This is a genomic window from Caballeronia sp. LjRoot29, from assembly GCF_964252755.1.
GTDB lineage: Bacteria > Pseudomonadota > Gammaproteobacteria > Burkholderiales > Burkholderiaceae > Caballeronia.
Genome location: NZ_CAXUPU020000003.1, coordinates 15,452 through 38,797, shown reverse-complemented (window position 1 = coordinate 38,797; position 23,346 = coordinate 15,452). Strand labels below are relative to the sequence as shown.

Below are 23,346 nucleotides of genomic sequence, written 5' to 3'. Positions count from 1 at the left end.
TGAGGTCAAATGATGTGATCGAATGCCGAGCTTAACAAGTTTTTGCAACGGGTCGAAAATCGGAGCGCAGAGAACCTTGGCTGCTGATATCAAGCACCTATGGCGATGGCGCCGCGATCACCACGCTGGCGTGCCGATTCTCCGAGCCTCGGGCGTCGTCGTGTCCGGTCAGGTCAGTCGCGCCCGATGTTGAAACAATCCGCGCTTCCACCACGACCTCATGTTGAGCCGACAGTGTCGGTTGCGTCGACGGCGAGCGAGTCATCGAGAACGATCGTAGTCGGGAGCTCACCTGCAGTTAGTCGACGCTCAGCGGGTCGGCTCGCTCGGCGGCTACGGCAAGATCGACGGCTCCGTTATCAAACGAAGGCTTGATTGGTATAGGCAACGCGCTGCCATCGCTTGCCGCGGGCCCCGATGCCGATTTTGCAGTCGCCGGAAACCTCGACAACATCGGCACCATCGCCATGTCCAACCGGGTCGCAGGCGATCGCATGACCGTCTCGGGAGGCACCTACACATCCAGCGGCGGCAAGCTGCTCATCGATACCGTGCTCAACCAGGGCGGTGCGGCATCTAGCTCCGACATGCCGGTCGCGGACAGCACCACGCTTGGCACAAAGGGCCCAACGCAAGTGGTCGTCAAGAATGTCGGCGGCGCGGGCGCGGTGACCTTCGGCAATGGCATCGAGGTGGTCCAGGTCACCGACCCCACCCACTCGGCCGCCGGCGCATTCACGCTGCTCGGGCGCGTGGTCGCCGGTCCGTATGAATACAAGCTGAACCAAGGCGGCGCGCAGAGCGCCGATGGCAACTGGTATCTGAGCTCGGAGCAGGCCCCCCACGCCTCCGGATCCACCTACGCCACCTACCCCCCGGACCCGCCCACACCACCGGCGCCGCCCACGCCGCTCTATAGGTCGGAAGTCGCGGCTTATCTGGCTAACCAGCACGTGGCAGGGCAGATGTTCGTGCGCAGCCACGGATGACCGCAGCAGCGGCGGCAACGGCGCTCCTGCGCTCGCGCCCAGCCTGTCTGTCCTCCCCGAGGATGTCTGGATACGCGTTGTAGGCAGCAACGAAGGCACCAACAGCAACAGCGGCGTCTTCGGCGTCAGCACCGACTCCTTTCTCATGCAAGGCGGCATCGAGGCATACCAGGCAAGACTGGCCGGCAGCGCCGATCTCCTGCATATCGGGCTGCTCGCCAATTACACCACGGCCAGAAGCGACGCTCAGGCCGCCGGCAATCCGGCGAGCGCCCACGGCGACGTGCAAGGCTATGGCGTCGGCGCTTATGCGACCTGGTACCAGAGCGAACAAAGCCGCCTGGGCCCCTACGCCGATACCTGGACCGAATACGGCTGGTTCAACAACAGCGTGACCGGCGACGAGCTGCGCACCGTCAAATACAACGCCCGCGGCTGGGCCATATCGGGCGAGCTCGGGTACGCGGTGCCCCTGATCGCCGATTGGGTGCTCGTACCGAAGGGCCAGATTATCTATGTGAACTATAAGGAAGACGCCATCACCGAGCCTAACGGCACCCAGGTCAGCGGAGGCAATTCCAGCGGCGTGCTCACCCGGCTGGGCGCGCGCCTGCAGCTCACCGTGAAGTTCAGCGCCGACAAATCCGCCCAGTTTTACGCCACCGCCCACTGGTGGTACACCAACACCAGCAGCACCGTTTCGTTCACCCAGTTACCCGAGGGCGGCCTTTATCCCGCCAATCGATACCAGCTCAAACTCGGCGTCAACGGCAATCTGGGCAAACGCTGGAGCGCCTGGAGCAATCTCAGCGGCGCATGGGGCGCTCAGGACTATCACGAGTACATCGTGCGCGCCGGGCTGAAATATGCCTGGTAGCCTATGAAAAGCGGGCGCACGGTTAAAGCCCCGCCGTGCCCCGCCATTCATCCCTTATCCCCGCTTGGGAATGTTTAAGCCCTTCTCTACTGCTGGACGCGCCACAAACGCATCGAGCGCACGCCTGACATTCGGAAAGTTTTCAATACCCACCAGGTCGCCCGCTTCGTAAAAGCCGATCAGATTTCGTATCCACGGAAAGCTGGCTATGTCGGCGATCGTGTACGTGTCGCCCATGATCCATTCGCGCCCTTCCAGCCGTTGCTCAACCACCGCAAGCAGACGTTTCGCCTCAGCCACGTACCGGTCGCGCGGGCGCTTGTCTTCGTAGTCCTTGCCGGCGAATTTGTTGAAGAAGCCGAGCTGGCCGAACATCGGGCCAATGCCGCCCATCTGGAACATGACCCACTGGATCGTCTCATAGCGGTCGGCCACATCGTGCGGGATGAACTGGCCGGACTTGTCGGCGAGATAAATCAGGATCGCACCGGACTCGAATAACGGCAGCGGCTTGCCGTCCGGGCCATCGGGATCGATGATTGCAGGGATCTTGTTGTTCGGATTCAGCGATAAAAACGCCGGCGACATCTGGTCGTTGGTCTCGAAGCTCACCAAATGCGGCTCGTACGGCAGCCCGGTTTCCTCCAGCATGATCGAGACCTTGACGCCGTTGGGCGTCGGCAGCGAATAAAGCTGAACCCGGTCAGGATGCTGCGCAGGCCATTTTGCTGTGATGGGGAAAGCGGACAAATCAGTCATGGTTATCCTTTAGACAAAAGCGTGAAGAGCGCGGCAATCAGGCTCGCCGGGGCAGTTTATGGGTCCGTTTCAGCGTACAGGACAACAAATATAGTCACTCCTGTAGATCTTGTCTTGGCGCACTCCGGCTGGGTATTGAGGTGGTCGCCTATGCCGGAACCGGATCAAAGCAACCAAGAAGCGTTAACATGTCACTACATCGCTGCAAGGCGGCGAACGCTTTACGCGGACAGAATACAAACGAGCCGGAGTTACCTATGAGTCAAATGATCAAGCGAAACGGATTGCAGGTCGCAGCCGAGCTTAGCCAGTATGTCGATGACGAAGCGCTGTCGGGAATTGGTATAGAGAGCGAAACGTTCTGGAAAGGCTTCGATTATCTCGTCCACGATCTCGCGCCGAAGAACCGCGCGCTGCTCGCCGAACGTGACCGGTTGCAGACGGAGCTGGACCAGTGGCATCGAAAGAATCCGGGACCCGTGCGTGATCTGAAGGCGTATCGCGCGTTTCTGGAAGGTATTGGTTACATCGTGCCTACAGAGGCGGCCGTGCAGGCCACGACCCAGAACGTCGATACGGAAATCGCCGAACAAGCCGGGCCGCAACTCGTCGTGCCGCTGTCCAATCAGCGTTACGCGCTCAACGCCGCGAACGCGCGCTGGGGCAGTCTTTACGATGCGCTCTACGGCACCGACGCGATTCCCGACACGGATGGCGCCGAACGTACCAAGCAATTCAACCCGGCTCGCGGGGCAGCGGTGATTGCCCGCGCTCGCGCGTTCCTCGATGAAGCCGCGCCGCTCGCCAACGGTTCTCACGTTGATGCCACCGCGTATGGCGTGGAAAGCGGCAAGCTTGTCGTCACGTTAAAAAACGGTTCGTCGGCGTTGAAATCGCCCGCTCAGTTCATTGGTTTCCAGGGCGATGCCAGCTCGCCTTCGGCCGTGCTGCTCAAGCATCATGGCCTGCACTTCGAGATCCAGATCGACGCGACGGATTCCATCGGCAAGACGGATGCCGCGCACGTGAAGGACGTGCTCATGGAAGCGGCGGTCTCGACGATTATCGATTGCGAGGATTCAGTTGCAGCCGTCGATGCCGCCGACAAGGTCGAGCTTTACCGCAACTGGACCGGCCTGATGAAGGGCGATCTGGCCGAGGAAGTCACGAAGAACGGCAAGACCTTCACGCGCCGCCTGAACGCCGATCGCGAATACACCGCACCCGATGGCTCGACGGTCAAGCTGCATGGCCGCTCGCTGTTGTTCATCCGTAATGTCGGGCATCTGATGACGAATCCGGCCGTCGTCGATCGCGATGGACACGAGATTCCCGAAGGCATTCTCGACGCCGTGATGACGTCGCTGGGCGCGATGCACGACCTAAAAAACAAGCTCAATTCGCGTACGGGATCGATTTACATCGTCAAGCCGAAGATGCACGGACCGGCGGAAGTCGCGTTCTCCGACGAGCTTTTCGGTCGCGTGGAAGACCTGCTCGGCCTGTCGCGCCACACGATCAAGATGGGGATCATGGACGAGGAACGGCGCACGAGCGTCAATCTGCAGGCGTGCATTGCGGTGGCATCGGCGCGGGTGGCGTTCATCAATACGGGCTTCCTCGACCGCACCGGCGACGAGATGCACAGCGCGATGGAAGCCGGTCCGATGATGCGCAAGGGCGACATGAAATCGTCGGCGTGGATCACGGCTTATGAGCGCAATAACGTGCTCGCGGGTTTGAGCTCGGGACTGCGTGGGCGCGCGCAAATTGGTAAAGGCATGTGGGCCATGCCCGACCTGATGCACGCGATGCTCGAGCAGAAGATCGCTCATCCGCAAGCGGGCGCGAATACGGCGTGGGTGCCCTCGCCCACCGCCGCGACGCTGCATGCACTGCATTACCATCAGGTCGATGTGCAAGCCGTGCAGCAGGAGCTGGAAAAGACCAGCTACGCCAGCGCACGCGATGAGCTGCTCGATGGTCTGCTGACGATTCCTGTCGTGGAAAAGGCGCAATGGCCGGAGGAGGAAATTCGCCAGGAAATCGAGAATAACGTGCAGGGGATTCTGGGTTACGTGGTGCGATGGATTGATCAGGGCGTGGGATGTTCGAAGGTGCCGGATATCCACGATGTCGGCCTGATGGAAGACCGCGCGACGCTGCGGATTTCAAGCCAGCATATTGCGAACTGGCTGTATCACGGGGTGGTGTCGGCGGCGCTGGTCAACGAGACGTTCGAGCGCATGGCGACAGTCGTGGACAAGCAGAACGCCAACGACCCGCAGTATCAGCCGATGGCCGGGCACTTTGAAACGTCACTGGCTTTCAAGGCGGCGAAGGCGCTGGTTTTTGAAGGCCGCGCGCAGCCGAGTGGGTATACGGAGCCGTTGCTGCATAGGTTCCGGCTGGAAGTTAAGCAGCAGCACGGTTGAAAGATCGGAGGCTGATTCTCACTGGATATACAATACATGAACGTATATCCAGCGAGGCAGTCATGCAAGTATCCAAGTGGGGAAACAGTCTGGCGATCCGCCTCCCTGCGGCGGTAGTGGAAGCGCTTGAATTGCACGAAGGCGACGACGTGGAAGTTGTTATCGCGGGTGCTCGCGAATTCCAGATCAAGAAGAAGCCGACTGGCCGGGCATTGCTTGACCGGCTCCGTCAGTATCGTGGGCGCCTTCCCGCTGACTTCACGTTCAACCGCGACGACGCCAATCGCGATGGCTAAGGTCTTTCTGGATAGCAACATCGCGCTGTATCTTCTATCCGGGGACGCGACAAAAGCAGACCGTGCCGAGGGTTTGATGGCCGAAGGCGGAGTCATCAGCGTTCAAGTGCTGAATGAAATCGCCAATGTGACCCGGCGCAAGCTGGCCATGTCGTGGAACGAGACAAACGATGTGCTGGACGCGGTTCGGGCGGTGTGCACGACCGAGCCACTGACGATGGAAACCCACGACACCGGTCGACGGATTTCAGAGCGATACGGGCTGTCCGTGTATGACGCGATGATTGCGGCAGCAGCGTTGCTTGCCGGATGCGACGTCCTTTACTCCGAGGACATGCATGATGGGTTGGTCATCGAGGAGAGGTTGCGGATTGTTAATCCGTTTGCTGCAGGGGGCTGGCACAGCCCCGGGAGTTTGCTATAATCCGCGACTTGCTGGAGAGATGGATGAGCGGTTTAAGTCGCACGCCTGGAAAGCGTGTTTAGGGTCAAACCTAACCGGGGTTCGAATCCCCGTCTCTCCGCCAAGAATACGTTTCGCATTGTTGAGCAGCATCCGAAACCCGCATCGCGCCTTGTGCCGACGCGGGTTTTTGCGTCTCTTCCCCTCACGGATGCCGAATATAATCGACCAGCGCCCTCGTATACGCGTCCGGTTTCCGATCAAACAAACTCACCACCACCGCCACGAAAAACCCCGCCGGCACTCCAAACACCCCTGAACTGATCGACTCGATCCCGAACCACCGCCCGCCCGACCACCCCGTCATCTGCGTGAAATACGGATACGTCGACAGGATGTAATAGACGCACACGCTCAAGCCCGCCAGCATCCCCGCGACCGCCCCGAGTTTCGTCGTCCGCTTCCAGAACACCCCAAGCACCAACACCGGAAACATACTGGACGCCGCCAACGAGAACGCCGCCCCCACAAGAAACAAAATATTCCCGGTATTGAGCGAAGCCACATAAGAAGCAAACAACGCCACGCCCAACAACAATATCTTCGATATGGTGACCCTTCGCTGACTGCTCGCGGTCTTGTCGACCATGCAGTAATAAACATCGTGCGAGAGCGCATTCGCGATCGTCAGCAGCAAGCCATCGGCGGTAGAAAGCGCTGCCGCCAACGCGCCCGCCGCGATCAAGCCCGACATCACATACGGCAACCCCGCAATCTCCGGCGCGGCGAGCACGACCATGTCCGGCTGCATCTGGATACCGGACCAGCGCACGATGCCATCGCCGTTCACATCGCCGATATGAATCAGATACGGCTCCACCTTGCGCCATTGCATGACCCACGCAGGAAGATCGGCGAACTTGTGCCCGACGATTCCCGTCAGCATTTCATACTTGATCAGCACCGCGAGCACGGGCACGGTCACATAAAACAGCGCGACAAAAAACAGCGTCCATCCAACCGAGCGCCGCGCGGAAGCCACCGATGTCGTCGTGTTATAGCGGGTCAAAATATGCGGCAAACTCGCCGTCCCCAACGACAAACACAGCAACAACGACAAGAAATTCCGCCTGTGCAGGCGCGCGCTTTCATCGTCGGAAGGGGGAAATGCTTCGGCCACCGGCACCGGTGGCGCGGCGCGTTCGAGCATCGCATCGCGGGCGCGGGTCCATTGCACGTTCGCCTCGGCAGGCGTCTTCGGGAACGACGCCAGTTCGCGTTCCCGCTCGTTGATATCGCGTAACGGCCCGTTATGCCGGCGCAAGTCCGCGATCTCCTCCATCAACTGAGCTTGGCCCGTATGAAACGACGCGGGCAATTCATCAATCTGCGTCTGGATCTCCTGCGCCTGGCGCCGGTAATCGTCGCGGACCCTGGCTTCTTCAGGCGAGTGTTCAACCGCGCGCTCCAGCACTTCCACGCGCTCCAGCAAGCGCCCATACGAAAGCTGCGGCAACCAGCCGAGCCCCTCGCGATGCGCGATCATCGAAACAGGAATCAGCATGGCGCTGATCAGGATGATGTACTGCGCGACCTGCGTCCACGTGACCGCACGCATGCCACCAAGGAACGAACATACGAGAATGCCGGCGAGACCGCAGAAGATTCCGATCGCGAAATCGATACCGATAAACCGCGACGCAATCAGCCCTATGCCCTGGATCTGCGCGACCAGATAAACGAACGAACACAAAATGGCCGCGAACGCTGCTATCCCTCGCACGAGGTTGCTCGAAAAGCGCGTACCGAGAAAGTCGGGGATGGTGTAGCGAGCAAGCTTGCGCACATACGGCGCGAGCAGAAACGCGACGAGACAGTAGCCTCCGGTCCAGCCCATCATGTAGGCAAGGCCGTCGTAACCGGTTGCATAGATGGACCCGGCCAGACCGATAAACGATGCCGCCGACAACCAGTCCGCCGCGGTCGCCATGCCGTTGAACGCAGACGGCACGCGCCGTCCGGCCACGTAATACTCGACAAGATCCGACGTCCGCGACAACAACCCGATCACGGCATACACGGCGATCGGCACGAACAGGAACACATAACCGATCCACATGCCCGGCCCGGTCACGCGCTCGATCCGCGCCATCACGTAGATGAACAGGAAGAAGCCGAGCGTGTAAAGCGCGTAGGCCCGGATGAGTCGATGGGTGAGCTTCATCGGCAATTCACGGCTCGGGCTTATCGATAGTCCGCACCGAAAGCCGCGCAAGGGTCCGTTGCAGACGGGCATCGGCGAATTGCATCAGCACGATATACACCACGATCAACGCGACATAAACAAGGATCGCGCCCTGCGCGCCGAAGTAGAACGGCAACGGAAAGCCTGCGAAACGCACGTGATCTAGCTGCGCTGCCATGAGCGGAATGCCGAACGAGACGACGAATCCGATCAGCATCAACACCGATATCACCACAAGATTCATTCGCCAGTACACCCGATGCGCATGCGCCATCGCCTCCGTGACGGGCGGTGGTCCGGCAAGACTCGAAGCAGGCGGTGGAATTGAAGACATGTGCTTATCTACCAAATGCTTTGAGAAGCGGCAATCGGGATCGACATCGTGTGCCGGTTGAAACTACAGGCTCGCGATACAAAAACGGCTCCCTGGAACAGGGAGCCGTTTTTTCAAGCCAGATGATACTCAAGTCAAATTAACGCGCTTCGCCGAGTTGATCCAGGATCGCGGGATTCTCGAGCGTCGAGATGTCTTGCGTAATCTCCTCGCCCTTCGCAAGCGATCGCAGCAAGCGCCGCATGATCTTGCCCGAACGGGTCTTGGGCAAGTTCTCGCCGAAGCGAATGTCCTTCGGTTTGGCGATCGGACCGATCTCCTTGCCGACCCACGCGCGCAGTTCATTGGCGATCTGCTTGGCTTCATCGCCTTCAGGACGCGGGCGCTTCAGCACGACGAACGCGCATACCGCTTCGCCGGTCGTATCGTCGGGACGGCCAACCACTGCAGCCTCCGCCACGATCGGATTCGACACCAGCGCCGACTCGATCTCCATGGTCCCCAGCCGATGCCCCGACACGTTCAGCACGTCGTCGATACGGCCCATGATCGTGAAGTAGCCAGAGTCCTTGTCGCGTACGGCGCCGTCGCCGGCGAGATACAGCTTGCCGCCGAGTTCTTCGGGGAAGTAGCTCTTTTTGTAGCGGTCCGGATCGCCCCACACGTTGCGCAACGCCGACGGCCACGGCCGCTTGATCACCAGAATCCCGCCCTGCCCGTTCGGCACGTCCTGACCGGTTTCATCGACTACAGCAGCCATGATGCCGGGCAACGGCAGCGTGCAGGAACCGGGCACGAGCGGCGTTGCGCCCGGCAGCGGCGTGATCATGTGACCGCCGGTTTCAGTCTGCCACCACGTATCGACAATAGGACAAATACCTCGGCCCACGTTCTCGTGATACCACATCCACGCTTCCGGATTAATCGGCTCGCCGACGGTGCCGAGAATGCGCAGCGACGTCAGGTCGAAGCTCTTCGGATGCACTTTTGCATCGGCTTCGGCCATCTTGATGAGTGAACGGATCGCGGTCGGCGCGGTGTAGAAGATCGTGACCTTGTGCTTTGCGATCATGTCCCAGAAGCGCCCGGCGTTCGGGTAGGTCGGCACGCCTTCGAACACGACCTGGGTTGCACCAATAGCAGTCGGACCATACGCGATATAGCTATGCCCCGTGATCCAGCCAATGTCGGCAGTACACCAGAACACGTCGTCCGGCTTGGCGTCGAAGGTCCACTTCATGGTCTGCGCGGCCCACAGCAAAAAGCCGCCCGTGCTGTGCTGCACGCCCTTCGGTTTGCCCGTGGAACCGGACGTGTAGAGAATGAACAGCGGATGTTCGGCGCCGACCCATTCCGGCTCGCACGTATCGGCTTCATGCTCGACGAGCTCGTGCATCCACAGGTCGCGGCCTTCGTGCCATTGCGTCTTGCCGCCCGTGCGCTTGTACACGATCACGCTCTTGACCGCATCGCAACCGCCGGCTGCAATGGCTTCATCGGCGATGCTCTTCAACGGCAGCGCTTTACCGCCGCGCATTTGTTCGTCCGACGTGACGAGCGCAACGGCGCCCACGTCCACGAGCCGCTCGTTAAGCGACTTCGACGAGAACCCGCCGAACACGACCGAGTGCGTCGCACCGATCCGCGCGCAGGCTTGCATGGCGACCACGCCTTCCACCGACATCGGCATGTAGATCACCACGCGATCGCCCTTCTTCACGCCGCGCTTCTTCAGCGCATTGGCGAAGCGGCAAACGCGCTGCAAAAGATCCTGGTACGTGACGTTCACGACAGTGCCGTCATCGGCTTCGAAGATGATCGCCTTCTTCGCGCCATGCCCGGCTTCCACATGACGGTCGATGCAGTTATACGACGCGTTGATTTCGCCGTCTTCGAACCACTTGTAGAACGGTGGATTCGATTCATCGAGCACGGTGGTGAACGGCTTGTGCCAGCTAAGCGTCTCGCGTGCGAGTCGCGCCCAGAAGCCTTCGTAATCGCGTTCGGCTTCGGACGTCAAAGCCTTGTACGCGTCCATGCCGGAGATCGCTGCACCGGCCATTGCTTTGGCCGATGGCGGGAAAATACGGCGTTCCTGGAGTACGGATTCAATCGCAGACATCGACAACCCCTTCTTTGATGGTGAATCTGATAGCCGCGATTCCGGAGCGCAGGCTCCAAAACCGCTATGTCTTCAGGCGTGGACGACATGCGCGTGCACTACGCGTCGTGCCGTGTCTCCTGCCTCTGTGCGTGGCCTGCTCGTGCAGCGCAGCATACGCGCGCCAGGCTTCATACCCGGACGATAAGCCGCGTGCCTTACCCGCTACTTACGCAACCCAGTCAATATCCACGGGGTATACACGTAGGGGCAGGCACTTTTACAATGCGGCCTTTTCGACCCCTTACTACAATGATGCGCCTTGCTCTTGCGCGCTGCTTCGCTTGGGCGACTTCCATTGAGCGAGATCAATGATGCGCCATGCCATGTTAACTGAACTCGTCGTCCGGATTCCAGCTTGAATCGTTACGCGCTCTACCTCATCGCAGCCATGCTGCTGGTTGGAAGCAATGTCGGCGTCGGCAAGTCGGTGGTTGCGTTCATTCCCGTCTCGCTGTTCGCGTTGCTGCGTTTCGTCATTGCAATGGCGGTGCTCTGGCCGTTGTTGCGTCCCGCGAAGATCAGGCGGGTCAAGCGCGGCGAGTGGGCCAACTTGTTCCAGCAAGCGTTCTTCGGCACCTTCATGTTCACGCTGCTGATGCTCAACGGCGTGCAGCGCACGAGCGCCGTCGCGGCGGGCGTGATCACCAGCACGATTCCGGCTGTCGTCGCATTGTTCTCGTGGTTTTTCCTGAAGGAACGCCCGAACGGGCGTGCGTTAATTTCCATCGCGCTCGCCATTGTCGGCGTCGTCGTGATCAACGTCGCGCAAGGGACGGCCGGCGCGCACGGAGCGGGCGGCGCGTCGCACGATACGTCGCTGCTCGGCAACCTGATGGTGCTTGGCGCGGTATGTTGCGAGTCGTTCTACGTGATCCTGTCGCGACGCCTGACGCAGACGCTTCCCGCCATCGATATCTGCGCCTATACGCATTTCTTCGGTTTCTTGCTGATGCTCCCGCTCGGGTTGTCGGCGCTCGTCAGCTTCGATTACAGCAGCGTCAGCCTGAGTGTCTGGAGCCTTGTGCTCTGGTACGGGCTTTCGGCGAGCATCTTCTCGTTCTGGCTGTGGATGAAAGGCATCCGGCACGTGGACGGCAGTCTCGCGGGGGTATTTTCCGGGCTATTGCCGATCGCAGCAGCGCTCTACGGCATTGTGTTTCTTGGCGAACGTCCGACGATTGCGCATGGAATCGCGCTGGCGTGCGTGGTCACCGGCATCGTCCTCGCCAGCATGAAGTCGAAAACCGCGCCGCCGATGATTTCCTGACCGGTTTCACGCGCGCGTCTGAACTGCCGCTGACCAGGTATTGGCGCCCGCGGCGTGTTCGGACTTCCTTAAGGGTTGACCCGCAACCCGTCGGCGGCGTCGCGCTACAATAACGAGCTTTCTCAAAAATGTGCGCGAGGTCCATTTTCGCGCGGTTAGCCTCATCGTTTCGTCTCATTTCACCCGTTTCGCGCTCTCCACGACCAAAGCAGTTACTGGATTCAATCAACCCTCCACGACCCGGCACCGCTCATGTCCGTATCCCCGAACATCCCCGGCACCCGTCCTCCCCGCCCTTCAATGAAGCCGCTTCCCGCCGTCATTTTCATGAGCCGCTGGCTTCAGGTGCCGCTCTATCTCGGCCTGATCGTGGCGCAAGGCGTGTATGTCGTGCTGTTCCTGAAGGAGGTCTGGCACCTCGTCACGCACATGACCACGCTCGACGAGACCAACATCATGCTGGTCGTCCTCGGCCTGATCGACGTCGTGATGATCTCGAACCTGCTGATCATGGTGATCGTGGGCGGCTATGAAACCTTCGTCTCACGACTCGGCGTGGAAGGTCACCCGGATCAGCCCGAGTGGCTCGATCACGTGAACGCCGGCGTGCTGAAGGTGAAACTTTCCATGGCGCTCATCAGCATCTCGTCCATCCATCTGCTGAAAACGTTTATCAACCCGGACCAGTACTCCGAGCACGCCGTGATGTGGCAAGTGATCATCCACGTGGCGTTCCTCGTGTCGGCGCTTGTCATGGCATGGGTCGACCGCCTGACCACGCATACGCATCCGGAGCATTTTCACGAGCCTTCCGGCACGCCCGCGAAGGCGCACGAGTAAGCAGCAGCACAACACCTGAGCGCTTTTTGAAGCGCCGCAAACAGTCCCAATAACGCACCGTTCGCCCACGTTCAAGCCATGACCATCATCAAGCAGGAAGACCTGATCCAGAGCATTGCGGATTCGCTGCAGCACATCAGCTATTACCATCCGCTCGACTACATCCAGGCACTCGGCCGCGCGTACGAACTCGAAGAGAGTCCTGCTGCAAAAGACGCCATCGCGCAAATCCTGACGAACAGCCGCATGTGCGCGGAAGGCCATCGGCCGATCTGCCAAGACACCGGCATCGTCACGGTGTTCGTGAAAGTAGGCATGGACGTGCGTTGGGACGGTGCGACCATGGGCGTCACCGACATGATCAACGAAGGCGTGCGCCGCGGTTACCTGAATCCGGATAACGTGCTGCGCGCGTCCATCGTGAGCCCGCCCGAAGGCGCGCGCAAGAACACGAAAGACAACACGCCGGCGGTGATTCACTACGAGATAGTCCCCGGCAATAAAGTTGATGTCCAGATCGCAGCCAAGGGCGGCGGCTCGGAGAACAAGACGAAGTTCGCGATGCTGAACCCATCGGATTCGATCGTCGACTGGGTGCTCAAAACCGTGCCGTTGATGGGCGCCGGTTGGTGCCCGCCCGGCATGCTCGGAATCGGCATCGGCGGCACGGCGGAGAAGGCGATGGTCATGGCGAAGGAATCGCTGATGGACGCCATCGACATTCAAGACATCATCGCACGTGGACCGCAAGACTGGATCGAAGAGCTGCGCGTGGAGCTGCACGAAAAGGTGAACGCGCTGGGTATCGGCGCGCAGGGTCTGGGCGGCCTTTCCACCGTGCTCGATGTCAAGATCATGGCCGCGCCCACGCACGCGGCATCGAAGCCGATCGCGATCATCCCGAACTGCGCGGCCACGCGTCACGCGCATTTCACGCTCGACGGTTCAGGCGTGGCGCAACTCGATGTGCCTTCACTCGATGCCTGGCCGAAAGTCGAATGGGTCGCGAATACGGAGACGAGCCAGCGCGTGGACCTGAACACGCTGACGAAGCAACAAGTTGCCGCGTGGAAGCCCGGCCAGACGTTGCTGCTGTCGGGCAAGATGCTGACAGGCCGGGATGCCGCGCACAAACGTATCGCCGACATGCTCGCCAAAGGCGAAAAGCTCCCCGTCGATTTCACGAATCGCGTGATCTATTACGTGGGTCCGGTGGACCCCGTTCGCGAGGAAGTCGTTGGACCGGCTGGTCCCACCACGGCCACGCGCATGGACAAGTTCACCGACATGATGCTGTCGCAGACCGGCTTGATCTCGATGATCGGGAAGGCCGAGCGCGGCCCGGTTGCTATCGAGGCAATCAAGAAGCACAAGGCCGCGTACATGATGGCAGTGGGCGGCGCGGCGTATTTGGTCTCGAAGGCGATTCGGGGCGCGGAGGTGATCGCGTTCGAAGACCTGGGTATGGAAGCCATCTATGAATTCGACGTGCAGGATATGCCGGTCACCGTTGCCGTTGATTCGACCGGGACCTCTGTCCATCAGACGGGTCCGAAGGAATGGCAAGCAAAGATCGGCAAGATTCCGGTCGCGACGGTTTAAACTACCGCCCTAGCAATACGCGCTGACAAGAGCCGGGCCACGTGCCCGGCTCTTTCATTTTCGAGCTATTGCGCAGAGAACCATTTTCATTCTCATTCCACTGCGCAGAAATACAAAATCTCCGCCAAATAGCGGGGAAAACACCATTTTTCATCTTGGCTTTTTAAACTTGAGCGGTTATGTTTGAAAAGCTGAAACGCCCACACAAGGAACTTACATGCAAGGCGATATCAAAGCCCTCGAATACCTCAACCAGCAGCTGAAGAATGAGCTGACTGCGATCAACCAGTACTTCCTGCATGCACGCATGTACAAGCACTGGGGGCTGGAGAAGCTCGGCAAGCATGAATACGATGAGTCGATCGGCGAGATGAAGCATGCCGACTGGCTGATCCAGCGTATTTTCATGCTCGACGGCCTGCCGAACCTTCAGGATTTGCACAAGCTGCTGATTGGTGAAGAGACCGAAGAAATCCTTAAGTGCGACTTGAAACTCGAACAGATTTCACAGAGCACCTGCAAGGAAGCAATTGCGTATTGCGAATCGGTTCGCGATTTCATCTCGCGTGAAATCTTCGTGAAGATTCTCGACGATACGGAAGAGCATATCGACTGGCTGGAAACGCAGATCGATCTGGTGGCGAAGGTCGGCATCCAGAACTATCAGCAGACCATGATGGGCGAGAACGAGTAAACTACCGGCCACAATGCCCTTCGACGCCCTTCGTTCAGCGGGTCGCTCCGCTGTCATTTCTGCTGCTGGTTCCCCCGTCAGTTCCTCTCTCGAGGCGCCAGGTTCGAGCGCGCCCGTTGCCATTTTCGATTCGGGCCTCGGCGGTTTGTCCGTGTTGCGCGCAGTGCGCGCCGCCTTGCCGGACGAACGGCTGATCTATGTGGCGGACTCGTTGTACGCGCCGTATGGCGAACGCGATGACGACTTTATCGCCGACCGGACGCTTGCGATTGGCGAATGGCTGGTGTCGCAGGGCGCGAAGACGCTGGTGGTTGCCTGCAACACGGCGACCTCGCAATCCATCGCTCAAACCCGGGAACGCTTGTCCATTCCAGTGATCGGCGTGGAACCGGGTATCAAGCCGGCGGCGCTCACGTCGCAAACGCGCGTGGTGGGCGTACTGGCAACCGCCGTTACGTTACGCAGCGCGCGCTTTCAAGCTCTGGCCGAACGCCATACCAGTGATTGCCAGTTCATCCTGCAACCGGGGCACGGCCTCGTGCAGGCAGTGGAACGCTGCGACACGAATTCGCCAGAACTTGTTGCGCTGCTGCGAAGCTACGTGCAACCCATGCTCGACGCCAACGCAGACACGCTGGTGCTTGGCTGTACGCACTACCCCTTTCTCGATGAAGCCATCCGCTCCATTTCCGGCGACCGGCTCAAGCTGGTCGATACGAGTGTCGCGATTGCGCGGCAACTCGAACGGCAACTGGACTCGTTTGGGCTGCGGGCTGCGCCTGCTCAGGCTCAGGCAGTCGAATTGCCGCGCTTTTACTCCACGAACGATGGTCGGGCTCTGCGGCAACTCGCAGCGTCGCTACTCGGACTGGATGTGACCGTAGAACGCGTTGTGATCCCTTCACGGCGAACGCTGGAACTGGAATCCGATCCGGTCTGAGGCCGCGACTCTCCGTCTGCCCCCTCGCGCCGCCCTCATCAAAGTCACAAAAACCCTGCTTGCGCGGCTAAAAAGCCCCTTCGAGGCACGCGGTTTCAGTTGCTTGCACAGGTATGGCGCCTTACGCGACAAGCCTCCGCGCCCCGCCCCTTTTTCCCGTCCGCTTCCTGTTGAAAAAAACCGCTCACCCCTATTGCCAACCAACGCATAAGGAATGATAATAATTCGCATTAACGTTAGCTATTGCGGTTAATCATGATCGTCTGTGTGTGCAAGTCAGTGTCGGACAGAAAGATTCGCGCCTCGATTGCGGAAGGCGTTGCTACCTTCGACGAACTGCAATTCGAACTGGGTGTTGCCATGTGCTGCGGCAAATGCGAAGACACCGTGCGCGACGTGATGCTCGAAAGCGGTTGCGCCTCGCATTGCGCTACGCGTGGCGATCAGCATCAGGTAGTACCGCTGACGTTCTACGAACGCAAGGCGGCGTAAGCACGCAAGGATCAACGGGGATTCGCCCAGCGCGGACCCCTTAAGTGTTACCGCCCTGCAATGACTACGTAACAGCTCCAGCGCTTGATTTTAAGCCTATCGTCACCGCTCGCAGCGTTTCCAAGTGTAATTCGCAGTCCCCGCTTCTCCGCCCGCAAGCCAGGTCACTTTGAGCCAGCCCGCCAACCCCCGTTCAAGGAGGGAATGATGGAATTGCTGATCGGTTTCGTGGCCACGCTGTTTATTTCTCTGCTCATCTTTCGAAAATGAAGTCCTCCAGTCTCACATGCTGCATGGGCTTTCGCTGTTCGTACGGCGTCACTGCCGTAGAACCACGCTGATATGCCGTCTCCCCTGATTTCGCCCGGCAATTCGGCTGCGGCGCTTAATGCTCACTCCTCCCGTTCGATCGAATCCTCTGGCCTCAGTCCGCGTGTGATTGCAGCGAGCGTCGCTGTGGTGGCGATTCACGTGGCCCTGCTCTCAATCGTCCTCACGATGCGAAATGAGCCGCCGCCGCTTGCGATCGAATCGAAGACGATTACTGCCGAACTGATCAGTCCCGCGCCGCCACAACCTGTTGCAGCGCCCGTGGCCATTCAGTCAGCGCCCGTGCCGACGCCGCCGAAACCGGTTCCACCGAAGCCGCAACCAAAACCCAAGCCCGTCATTCAGCCGCGCGTGAAGGCCGCGCCAACGCCGTTGCCGCAAACCACGGCGCCCTCGCCCGTTGCGGCAACCGCGCCTGAGCCCGCTCCTGCTCCGCCCACGCCGCCCGTTGCGGCGGCGCCCGCTGCAGCGGCGCCGGCTATTGGGCATCCGACGATGGAGCTGAACGCGCCGAAGGACGTCGCGCATCTTGAATGCAACATCGCGGTGCCGGACTACCCGGCCATGTCGCGTCGTCGCGGGGAATCGGGGACGGCGCTGGTGAAATTCGTCGTCGGGCTGACGGGGAAGATCGAGAACATCGAACTGAAGAAGAGCAGCGGTTCGTCGCGACTGGATGACGCCGCGCTCGACGCCATGCGTTCAAGCGCATGCAAGCCCTATAAGGAAAACGGCGTGGCGATCCGCGCTGCGTATTCCCAGCCGTTCGTTTTTGGCCTGAACGACTAGCGCGGCCGTTGAGACCGATACAACGGCTGGCGGATAAAACAAAGAACTCGACCTAATTTTAGATATTTACAGGAACTGCAATGCAAAACTACGGCTTGGCGCATGTCTGGGCGCAAGGGGATTTTGTCACGCGGGGTATCGCGCTCGCGCTGGCGATCATGTCGATCCTGTCGTGGACAGTGATTGTCGTGAAGGGACTGAACGTGGTGCGCCTGAAGCGCCTCACGAAGAATGCCGAGCAGGCGTTCTGGCATTCGGACGATTTCGCCGACGGCATCAAGAAGCTCAGCAGCCATTCCTCGAACGCGCAGGACAATCCGTTTCTCGCTCTCGCCCTCTCGGGTCAGGACGCCGCCGATCATCACCATCAGACGCAACCGCATCTGCACGACCGCATGGACGTGTCGGACTGGATCACGCGCTGCCTGAAGGACACCATGGATGAAGGCGTCGGACGCATGCAAGCGGGGCTCGCCGTGCTCGCATCGATCGGCAGCACGGCGCCATTCGTCGGTTTGTTCGGCACGGTGTGGGGGATCTATCACGCGTTGCTGACCATTGGCGCAACCGGTCAGACCTCCATCGATCAAGTCGCGGGACCTGTTGGCGAGTCGCTGATCATGACGGCGTTCGGCCTGTTCGTCGCGATTCCGGCAGTGCTCGGCTACAACGCGTTGACGCGCGGAAACAAGACCATCGTCACGAAGCTGAACCGTTTCGCGCATGGCTTGCACGCATTCTTCGTGACGGGCACCAAGCTCGCATCCAGCAAACGTGGCGACGGCCTGCGCCTCGCCACGCAATATGCTGCGAGCGCTGCGGCAACTGCCGGGTCGACGTCTGGATCCAAGCAGCCTGCATCGCGTGTGAGCTAAGGGGACGTCGCCATGGCCATGAGCCCTTTCTCCAGTGACGAGGACGACGGCATGATGAGCGAGATCAACATGACGCCGCTCGTCGACGTCATGTTGGTTCTCCTGATCATCTTTCTCGTCACGATTCCCGCGATCAACCACGCGGTGAAAATCGATTTGCCGAAGGCGAGCAGCCAGCCGCAAGACACGAAACCGGCGCACGTGGACGTTGCTGTCGAAGCAGACGGAACGGTGCTTTGGAATGACCAGAAAGTGGACGATGCCGCGCTGCAGTCGCGCATCGTCGACGCGTCGAAGCAAACGCCGCAGCCGGAATTGCGTTTGCGCGCGGACCGCAAGGTGCCGTATGAGCGTGTTGCCGATGTGATGTCGGCGGCGCAAGGCGGCGGGTTATCGAAGATCGGCTTTGTCACCGAGCCGAAGGCGGGCGGGAAGTAGCGCGGCACGATTTGCCCGCGGAACCCAAGCCCCAAAGTAAAAGGCCTTCATCGCAATGATGAAGGCCTTTTTTTGTGTGCGCGCCGGCACATTCGGGCTAGCGATTACTTTGGCGTCGAGACATTCGAATCCGCAGTATCGCTGCATGCGACAGCCGTGCTCGACACGGACAGCGCGATTAGCCCTATCAGGCCTACTATAAAAGTGGCCGTGAGTTTTCGCATAAGCAGCTCCTTAGCGAAGAGATTTCAATATAGCGCCGGAGCACAGCACGTTCAAGGCGATGGCGATTGAATCTGACCATCACAAGCGCGCGCTTCAATGTCAGAAACTTACACATCCGGCGCGATTAGTCACACTGTTTCGCGAGCGGCCTCTGCAGGGAGAGGACATTCTCCCGGGAAGCGATTGCTGTCATTGATCGACTCGACAAGAAAATCGACGAAAGCACGAATTGCCGGCACCATGCCCTGCCGCGATAAAAACACCGCATAGAGTTGCGGCGCCGGAAAAGTCCACCCGGGCATGACCGGCGACATCTGGCCTGTGCGCAGCGCAGCGCCGTACATCATCTCAGGCAACGCGGCGATACCCACGCCCCGCAGCACCGCTTCGCGGATCATGCCAAGGTCCGCGGTGACAAGGCGCGGTTCATGCTCGAACTCGTGACGCGTGCCGTCGGGCGCGATCAGGCGATACACGTGGCGGCCGTCGGTAGCGGGGACGTCGATGGTATCGAACTGCGCCAGTTCCGACGGCGTGAGCGGCGGCGCGTTCGGTTTGAGCAGCGAGGGCGCCGCGACAAGCATCTGCTCCGTGCGCCACAGCGGGCGTGCAACGATGGTCGAATTGACCGGCGGTTCCGAGCGCACGCGCAATGCGACATCGACCGCATCTTCGAACAAATCGATCACGCGATTCGTCACGCTCAGCACGACACGGACGTCGGGGTATCGATGCAGGAAATCGGGCATCACCTCCGACAAGAACGTCTGCGCGATCGTCACCGGCACGCTGACCCGCACACTGCCGCGCGGCGAATCACGCAGGCTATGCACAATATCGACAGCCGCCTGGGCCTCGGAAAGCATCGCCTTGCAATGCTGATAGAAAAGCTGGCCGGCTTCGGTGAGCGCGAGTTTTCGCGTGGACCGCTGCATCAAACGCACACCGAGCGACGTCTCAAGCTCCGACACGCGCCGCGACAAACGCGACTTGGAAATACCCAGCACCCGCTCCGCCGCCGAGAAACCGCCGTGCTCGACAACGTACGAAAAATACATCAGGTCATTGAGGTCATGCGAATCAGGTTTCATGCGGTCAAGTCTTTCATCGGGTTTTCGTTCAAATTTCGTTGTTCTACAGGTGGGACAATCCATTGCGGTTTGACGGCTTTTTACGCGAAATATCGTCCATATAATAGCGCTATGTTTTAAATTTGGCGCTAATGCCTCACCCGTTTCATCGGCCACGCTGGCCTACCCACGCGAGGACAAAATGGAAAGCACACGCAGTATTGAACGCACGATTGCCGCGCTCCGCACCGTGGAGGGTGGCGGTTTTGTCGTACATCGCCCGTTTCCGACACGGCTCTTGATGGATTTCGACCCTTTCCTGCTCCTCGATGAAATGGGCCCTGTCGACTACGCGCCCGGCGAGGCGAAAGGCGCGCCCGATCATCCGCATCGGGGCTTTGAAACCGTGACGTACGTGCTCGAGGGCCAGTTCGGCCACAAGGATTCGGCGGGACATTCCGGCACGCTGCGTCAGGGCGACGTGCAATGGATGACAGCCGGCGCGGGCGTGGTTCACAGCGAAATGCCCGATCCCGAATTCACGCGCACCGGCGGTCGCGTACACGGCTTGCAACTGTGGGTGAACTTGCCCAAGCGCGACAAGATGATTCCGCCGCATTACCAGGAAATCGCGTCGGGACAGATTCCGGTCGCGACCAGCGATGACGGCCGCGTGCGCGTGAAAGTCATCGCGGGTGAAGCGCTTGGCGTCAAGGCGGCGATCGAAACGCGTACGCCCATTCTTTATCAGCATTTTTCGCTGCAACCGGGCGCATCGGTCGTGCATCCCGTGCCGCGTGACTTTCGCGTGTTTGGGTATGCGTTGTCGGGCAACGGCTTATACGGCGAAGCGAAACAAGCCGTGCCGGCGCAGCAGATGATCGTGTTTGCGAACGATGGCGACACAATTACCTTCGCCGCCGGCGATGAGCCGCTCGAGTTGCTGCTGATCGGTGGCGTGCCGCTGAAGGAGCCCGTGGTCCGCTACGGCCCGTTTGTGATGAACACGGAGGAAGAGATCCGCCAGGCCGTGGTCGATTACCAAGCGGGCCGCATGGGCGCAATCACCCACTAGGCAGGCTCGCCGCAGTTGGGCGGGCATGATCGGACCGTGCGTTTCACCGGCGCGGCACGAACGACACTATTTGCGTCACAATAGTCGTTCGTGCCGCGCCGTTTTATCGTCTGCTTTTATTGCCCGCACTGTCTGCCCATTTACTCACTCCGGGGTTCCGCATGTCCGAAAAGTTTGTGACGCCGGCTGTTACCGCCCACATCGATGCGACGGATTTTCAGGTTTCGTTAAGCGATGGCCAGCACGACTGGATCGCCGACGAACCGTCGTCGCACGGTGGCGCGGATACCGGTCCCACTCCGCACAGCTTGTTGCTGTCGAGCCTGGGCGCATGTACGTCGATCACGCTGAAGATGTACGCAAAGCACAAGGCATGGCCGCTTGAAGCAGTGCACGTGACGCTTAACCTGGATATCACGCCCGAGGGTACTCTGATCGACCGCCAGATCCTCTTGACCGGCGAACTCGATAACACCCAGCGGGAACGGCTTTTGCAAATTGCCAATGCGTGCCCGGTGCACAAGATTCTTAGCGGCACGATCATGATTCAGTCGGGCCTTACATCTGCATAAGCGCCGCGCTGTCCCGCTAATTACGCAATTGAACAACTAAGGAAACTGTCGTTTTGAATTTCGAACACCTCATCCAGATCAACGACCCGCTCAATCCATTTGTGGAATCGATGACCCGCGAACAGGTCTGGCATGGACTTGTACTGCGTGTGGAGCAGCCGCAATTGTTTGTGATCGGCCTGGATCGCTGCGTGATCCTGTCCCGTGTTGGTAGCGTGCTCGAACGCGAACTGCACTACGGTCAGGCGCTTGTGCGTGACCGCGTGACGCTGATCCCCGAAACCAGTGTTCGCTACGACATCCTGCCGACCGCCGCACACGTCGGCGGCTCGCTGACCATGGCGATCGAGCAACCGGACGAGCTTCAGTTGTTCCTGCGTTTCACCTACGCCACCACCCTGCCTGTAGCCGATGATCCCCACGCGAGCCCCGAGGTGCTTCAGACGCAGGAGATCGTGAAGTCGGCGTATCGGGAAGCGGATATCGACACTGTGCGGATCATCCGGCAATTCGCGCACGGCAATCTCGAAGGTCCGCTGCACTAAGGCATCAGACCGTTTCGATAGCCAGACAGCCAATGACTATCGAAACATCTAATCGATGAAAACTTCGTTGTTGTAAATGGGAATGGTTATCATTAAGATTACTCCATCGACTCAACGAACGGATTCTTCGACATGACCGACCTCCTGCGCTCCAACACGCTTCGGCTACGTCGCCCTGTCGAACGCTCCGCGGCAGCAACTATTTCGCGGCCGCGGACGTCGGCTGTAACGACCGCACGTCCTGCGCCGCCGGGCAGCGGGTCGGAGAGCGGTGAGCGTTCGCTAAGGAGCGACACGTTGCTGCAAGGCCATAGCCATATCAGCATCATGCATAACGGTGAAACGTATCAACTACGCGCAACGCGCCTCGGCAAGTTGATTCTCACGAAGTAACACGCAGAAGCAGGACAGAATTTCAGTACCGGGTATTGTGGGGACCACCTCTTCGAGAGGTGTTTGGCACTAGCCAGCAATGACGGCTTGCACGCGAGACTTTAGACCCCTTCGTGCAAACACCAGCCAGTCGTCGATAGCCAGCGAAGCCGCTTTTTTTGATCCCAATCGTGTGCTTTGAAAAGCACCGTCAGTTAAGCAAAAAGCACGTTTTCTCGCGAAAACGTGCTTTTTTAACTTTTAAGCTTGTTCCAATCGCGCAGCGCTTAAACGCTCTCGATCCCCAATGCCGCAATACCCGCTCGCGCCACCGCTGCGTCCTGATCGGACTTCACGCCCGACACACCCACTGCGCCCACGATATCCGTTCCCACCACGATCGGCACACCGCCTTCCAGCATGGCGGTCATCGGTGCGCTCAAGAACGCGGTGCGGCCTTGCTTGATCATGTCTTCATACACTTTCGTTTCGCGTCGGCCGAGCGCGGCGGTGCGCGCCTTGCCCGCCGACATCTCGGCCGTGCTCGCGCCTGCGCCGTCCAGCCTGTGCAGGTGAAGCAAATGACCGCCGTCATCGACGATAGCAATCGCCACGCACCACTTGTTCGCCAGCGCATGCGCTTCAGCTGCGGCCGCGATGGTCTTTACATCGGCGTCGGTCAATACGGGTTTTGTTCTCATTTCATCACCTAAGGATA

General features: G+C 59.7%; 23 protein-coding genes, 1 tRNA gene and 1 pseudogene. 18 read left to right on the top strand and 7 right to left on the bottom strand.

What is annotated here, in order from left to right:
* Window positions 1–97: 97 nt before the first annotated feature.
* Entirely contained in the window at window positions 98–265 is a 168-nt protein-coding gene (locus tag ACSQ83_RS04225) for a hypothetical protein (protein WP_436227311.1), read from the bottom strand.
* A gap of 106 nt (window positions 266–371) precedes the next feature.
* Here ACSQ83_RS04225 and ACSQ83_RS04220 point away from each other — a divergent pair.
* Window positions 372–1,866 (top strand): annotated as a pseudogene (locus tag ACSQ83_RS04220) (autotransporter family protein).
* Window positions 1,867–1,920: 54 nt separating this feature from the next.
* Here the strand turns inward: ACSQ83_RS04220 and ACSQ83_RS04215 are convergent.
* On the bottom strand, window positions 1,921–2,625 hold the full coding sequence (locus ACSQ83_RS04215; protein WP_414951438.1) for a glutathione S-transferase N-terminal domain-containing protein: 705 nt from the start codon (window positions 2,623–2,625) through the stop codon (window positions 1,921–1,923).
* A gap of 257 nt (window positions 2,626–2,882) precedes the next feature.
* Between ACSQ83_RS04215 and ACSQ83_RS04210 the strand changes: the two genes are divergently transcribed.
* From ACSQ83_RS04210 to ACSQ83_RS04195, 4 genes are all read left to right on the top strand, one after another.
* Window positions 2,883–5,060: a malate synthase G gene (locus ACSQ83_RS04210; RefSeq protein ID WP_436227310.1), complete on the top strand. Its 2,178-nt coding sequence runs from the start codon at window positions 2,883–2,885 to the stop codon at window positions 5,058–5,060.
* A 62-nt stretch (window positions 5,061–5,122) separates the two neighbouring features.
* Entirely contained in the window at window positions 5,123–5,356 is a 234-nt protein-coding gene (locus ACSQ83_RS04205; RefSeq protein ID WP_062092026.1) for an AbrB/MazE/SpoVT family DNA-binding domain-containing protein, read from the top strand.
* Window positions 5,349–5,780: a PIN domain-containing protein gene (locus ACSQ83_RS04200; RefSeq protein ID WP_414951440.1), complete on the top strand. Its 432-nt coding sequence runs from the start codon at window positions 5,349–5,351 to the stop codon at window positions 5,778–5,780. The genes ACSQ83_RS04205 and ACSQ83_RS04200 overlap by 8 nt, the downstream gene beginning before the upstream one ends.
* Before the next feature lie 13 nt (window positions 5,781–5,793).
* A tRNA-Ser gene (locus ACSQ83_RS04195) sits at window positions 5,794–5,883 on the top strand.
* A gap of 81 nt (window positions 5,884–5,964) precedes the next feature.
* Here the strand turns inward: ACSQ83_RS04195 and ACSQ83_RS04190 are convergent.
* The 3 genes from ACSQ83_RS04190 to acs all read right to left on the bottom strand — a co-directional run bounded on the left by ACSQ83_RS04190 (window position 5,965) and on the right by acs (window position 10,460).
* A complete protein-coding gene (locus ACSQ83_RS04190) occupies window positions 5,965–7,983 on the bottom strand; it encodes a sodium:solute symporter family protein (RefSeq protein ID WP_436227309.1) in 2,019 nt (672 codons plus the stop codon).
* Window positions 7,984–7,990: 7 nt separating this feature from the next.
* Window positions 7,991–8,338 carry a DUF4212 domain-containing protein gene (locus ACSQ83_RS04185; RefSeq protein ID WP_436227308.1) on the bottom strand — a complete coding sequence of 116 codons (348 nt, stop codon included), beginning with the start codon at window positions 8,336–8,338 and terminating at the stop codon, window positions 7,991–7,993.
* A gap of 139 nt (window positions 8,339–8,477) precedes the next feature.
* Window positions 8,478–10,460, bottom strand: coding sequence for an acetate--CoA ligase (gene acs, locus ACSQ83_RS04180; RefSeq protein ID WP_436227307.1), 1,983 nt, complete (start codon window positions 10,458–10,460; stop codon window positions 8,478–8,480).
* Window positions 10,461–10,857: 397 nt separating this feature from the next.
* On the opposite strand from acs, the gene ACSQ83_RS04175 reads away from it, so the two are divergent.
* The 9 genes from ACSQ83_RS04175 (at window position 10,858) to ACSQ83_RS04135 (ending at window position 18,769) form a co-directional block, all read left to right on the top strand.
* Window positions 10,858–11,769 carry a DMT family transporter gene (locus ACSQ83_RS04175; RefSeq protein WP_436227306.1) on the top strand — a complete coding sequence of 304 codons (912 nt, stop codon included), beginning with the start codon at window positions 10,858–10,860 and terminating at the stop codon, window positions 11,767–11,769.
* Window positions 11,770–12,021: 252 nt separating this feature from the next.
* Window positions 12,022–12,609 (top strand): TIGR00645 family protein, encoded by a 588-nt coding sequence (locus tag ACSQ83_RS04170; RefSeq protein ID WP_414951454.1) that lies wholly within the window; start codon window positions 12,022–12,024, stop codon window positions 12,607–12,609.
* Window positions 12,610–12,687: 78 nt separating this feature from the next.
* Window positions 12,688–14,211 (top strand): fumarate hydratase, encoded by a 1,524-nt coding sequence (locus tag ACSQ83_RS04165; RefSeq protein ID WP_414951455.1) that lies wholly within the window; start codon window positions 12,688–12,690, stop codon window positions 14,209–14,211.
* Window positions 14,212–14,428: 217 nt separating this feature from the next.
* On the top strand, window positions 14,429–14,905 hold the full coding sequence (gene bfr, locus ACSQ83_RS04160) for a bacterioferritin (protein ID WP_089158863.1): 477 nt from the start codon (window positions 14,429–14,431) through the stop codon (window positions 14,903–14,905).
* A 13-nt stretch (window positions 14,906–14,918) separates the two neighbouring features.
* Window positions 14,919–15,845, top strand: a complete 927-nt coding sequence (murI, locus tag ACSQ83_RS04155) for a glutamate racemase (protein ID WP_414951456.1) — start codon at window positions 14,919–14,921, stop codon at window positions 15,843–15,845.
* 255 nt (window positions 15,846–16,100) lie between these two features.
* Window positions 16,101–16,337, top strand: coding sequence for a (2Fe-2S)-binding protein (locus ACSQ83_RS04150; protein WP_436227305.1), 237 nt, complete (start codon window positions 16,101–16,103; stop codon window positions 16,335–16,337).
* Between the two features lie 342 nt (window positions 16,338–16,679).
* Window positions 16,680–17,456 carry an energy transducer TonB gene (locus ACSQ83_RS04145; protein WP_436227304.1) on the top strand — a complete coding sequence of 259 codons (777 nt, stop codon included), beginning with the start codon at window positions 16,680–16,682 and terminating at the stop codon, window positions 17,454–17,456.
* A gap of 80 nt (window positions 17,457–17,536) precedes the next feature.
* The gene (locus tag ACSQ83_RS04140) at window positions 17,537–18,331 is read left to right on the top strand and encodes a MotA/TolQ/ExbB proton channel family protein (RefSeq protein ID WP_414951459.1); all 795 of its coding nucleotides are present in this window, start codon (window positions 17,537–17,539) and stop codon (window positions 18,329–18,331) included.
* Window positions 18,332–18,343: 12 nt separating this feature from the next.
* On the top strand, window positions 18,344–18,769 hold the full coding sequence (locus tag ACSQ83_RS04135) for an ExbD/TolR family protein (protein WP_414951460.1): 426 nt from the start codon (window positions 18,344–18,346) through the stop codon (window positions 18,767–18,769).
* 353 nt (window positions 18,770–19,122) lie between these two features.
* Here the strand turns inward: ACSQ83_RS04135 and ACSQ83_RS04130 are convergent, their stop codons facing one another.
* Window positions 19,123–20,085 (bottom strand): LysR substrate-binding domain-containing protein, encoded by a 963-nt coding sequence (locus tag ACSQ83_RS04130; protein WP_414951461.1) that lies wholly within the window; start codon window positions 20,083–20,085, stop codon window positions 19,123–19,125.
* A gap of 181 nt (window positions 20,086–20,266) precedes the next feature.
* Between ACSQ83_RS04130 and ACSQ83_RS04125 the strand changes: the two genes are divergently transcribed.
* The 4 genes from ACSQ83_RS04125 (at window position 20,267) to hemP (ending at window position 22,649) form a co-directional block, all read left to right on the top strand.
* The gene (locus ACSQ83_RS04125) at window positions 20,267–21,139 is read left to right on the top strand and encodes a pirin family protein (RefSeq protein WP_436227303.1); all 873 of its coding nucleotides are present in this window, start codon (window positions 20,267–20,269) and stop codon (window positions 21,137–21,139) included.
* A 161-nt stretch (window positions 21,140–21,300) separates the two neighbouring features.
* Complete coding sequence (locus ACSQ83_RS04120) at window positions 21,301–21,711, top strand: OsmC family protein (protein ID WP_414951463.1); 411 nt, start codon at window positions 21,301–21,303, stop codon at window positions 21,709–21,711.
* Window positions 21,712–21,764: 53 nt separating this feature from the next.
* A complete protein-coding gene (locus ACSQ83_RS04115; protein WP_436227302.1) occupies window positions 21,765–22,256 on the top strand; it encodes an SRPBCC family protein in 492 nt (163 codons plus the stop codon).
* Between the two features lie 132 nt (window positions 22,257–22,388).
* Entirely contained in the window at window positions 22,389–22,649 is a 261-nt protein-coding gene (hemP, locus tag ACSQ83_RS04110) for a hemin uptake protein HemP (RefSeq protein WP_414951465.1), read from the top strand.
* Between the two features lie 266 nt (window positions 22,650–22,915).
* On the opposite strand, the gene ACSQ83_RS04105 is transcribed toward hemP, so the two are convergent.
* Complete coding sequence (locus ACSQ83_RS04105) at window positions 22,916–23,329, bottom strand: GlcG/HbpS family heme-binding protein (RefSeq protein ID WP_436227301.1); 414 nt, start codon at window positions 23,327–23,329, stop codon at window positions 22,916–22,918.
* Window positions 23,330–23,346: the final 17 nt, after the last annotated feature.

Bases quoted from the DNA above. Each gene is read 5' to 3' on its own strand.
- bfr (WP_089158863.1), top strand. From the start codon at position 14,429: ATGCAAGGCGATATCAAAGCCCTCGAATACCTCAACCAGCAGCTGAAG.
- ACSQ83_RS04170 (WP_414951454.1), top strand. From the start codon at position 12,022: ATGTCCGTATCCCCGAACATCCCCGGCACCCGTCCTCCCCGCCCTTCA.
- ACSQ83_RS04200 (WP_414951440.1), top strand. From the start codon at position 5,349: ATGGCTAAGGTCTTTCTGGATAGCAACATCGCGCTGTATCTTCTATCC.
- ACSQ83_RS04125 (WP_436227303.1), top strand. From the start codon at position 20,267: ATGGAAAGCACACGCAGTATTGAACGCACGATTGCCGCGCTCCGCACC.
- ACSQ83_RS04135 (WP_414951460.1), top strand. From the start codon at position 18,344: ATGGCCATGAGCCCTTTCTCCAGTGACGAGGACGACGGCATGATGAGC.
- ACSQ83_RS04225 (WP_436227311.1), bottom strand. From the start codon at position 265: ATGACTCGCTCGCCGTCGACGCAACCGACACTGTCGGCTCAACATGAG.
- ACSQ83_RS04145 (WP_436227304.1), top strand. From the start codon at position 16,680: ATGCCGTCTCCCCTGATTTCGCCCGGCAATTCGGCTGCGGCGCTTAAT.
- ACSQ83_RS04185 (WP_436227308.1), bottom strand. From the start codon at position 8,338: ATGTCTTCAATTCCACCGCCTGCTTCGAGTCTTGCCGGACCACCGCCC.
- ACSQ83_RS04105 (WP_436227301.1), bottom strand. From the start codon at position 23,329: ATGAGAACAAAACCCGTATTGACCGACGCCGATGTAAAGACCATCGCG.
- ACSQ83_RS04215 (WP_414951438.1), bottom strand. From the start codon at position 2,625: ATGACTGATTTGTCCGCTTTCCCCATCACAGCAAAATGGCCTGCGCAG.
- ACSQ83_RS04150 (WP_436227305.1), top strand. From the start codon at position 16,101: ATGATCGTCTGTGTGTGCAAGTCAGTGTCGGACAGAAAGATTCGCGCC.
- ACSQ83_RS04205 (WP_062092026.1), top strand. From the start codon at position 5,123: ATGCAAGTATCCAAGTGGGGAAACAGTCTGGCGATCCGCCTCCCTGCG.
- ACSQ83_RS04210 (WP_436227310.1), top strand. From the start codon at position 2,883: ATGAGTCAAATGATCAAGCGAAACGGATTGCAGGTCGCAGCCGAGCTT.
- ACSQ83_RS04165 (WP_414951455.1), top strand. From the start codon at position 12,688: ATGACCATCATCAAGCAGGAAGACCTGATCCAGAGCATTGCGGATTCG.
- murI (WP_414951456.1), top strand. From the start codon at position 14,919: ATGCCCTTCGACGCCCTTCGTTCAGCGGGTCGCTCCGCTGTCATTTCT.
- ACSQ83_RS04190 (WP_436227309.1), bottom strand. From the start codon at position 7,983: ATGAAGCTCACCCATCGACTCATCCGGGCCTACGCGCTTTACACGCTC.
- hemP (WP_414951465.1), top strand. From the start codon at position 22,389: ATGACCGACCTCCTGCGCTCCAACACGCTTCGGCTACGTCGCCCTGTC.
- acs (WP_436227307.1), bottom strand. From the start codon at position 10,460: ATGTCTGCGATTGAATCCGTACTCCAGGAACGCCGTATTTTCCCGCCA.
- ACSQ83_RS04130 (WP_414951461.1), bottom strand. From the start codon at position 20,085: ATGAAACCTGATTCGCATGACCTCAATGACCTGATGTATTTTTCGTAC.
- ACSQ83_RS04140 (WP_414951459.1), top strand. From the start codon at position 17,537: ATGCAAAACTACGGCTTGGCGCATGTCTGGGCGCAAGGGGATTTTGTC.
- ACSQ83_RS04120 (WP_414951463.1), top strand. From the start codon at position 21,301: ATGTCCGAAAAGTTTGTGACGCCGGCTGTTACCGCCCACATCGATGCG.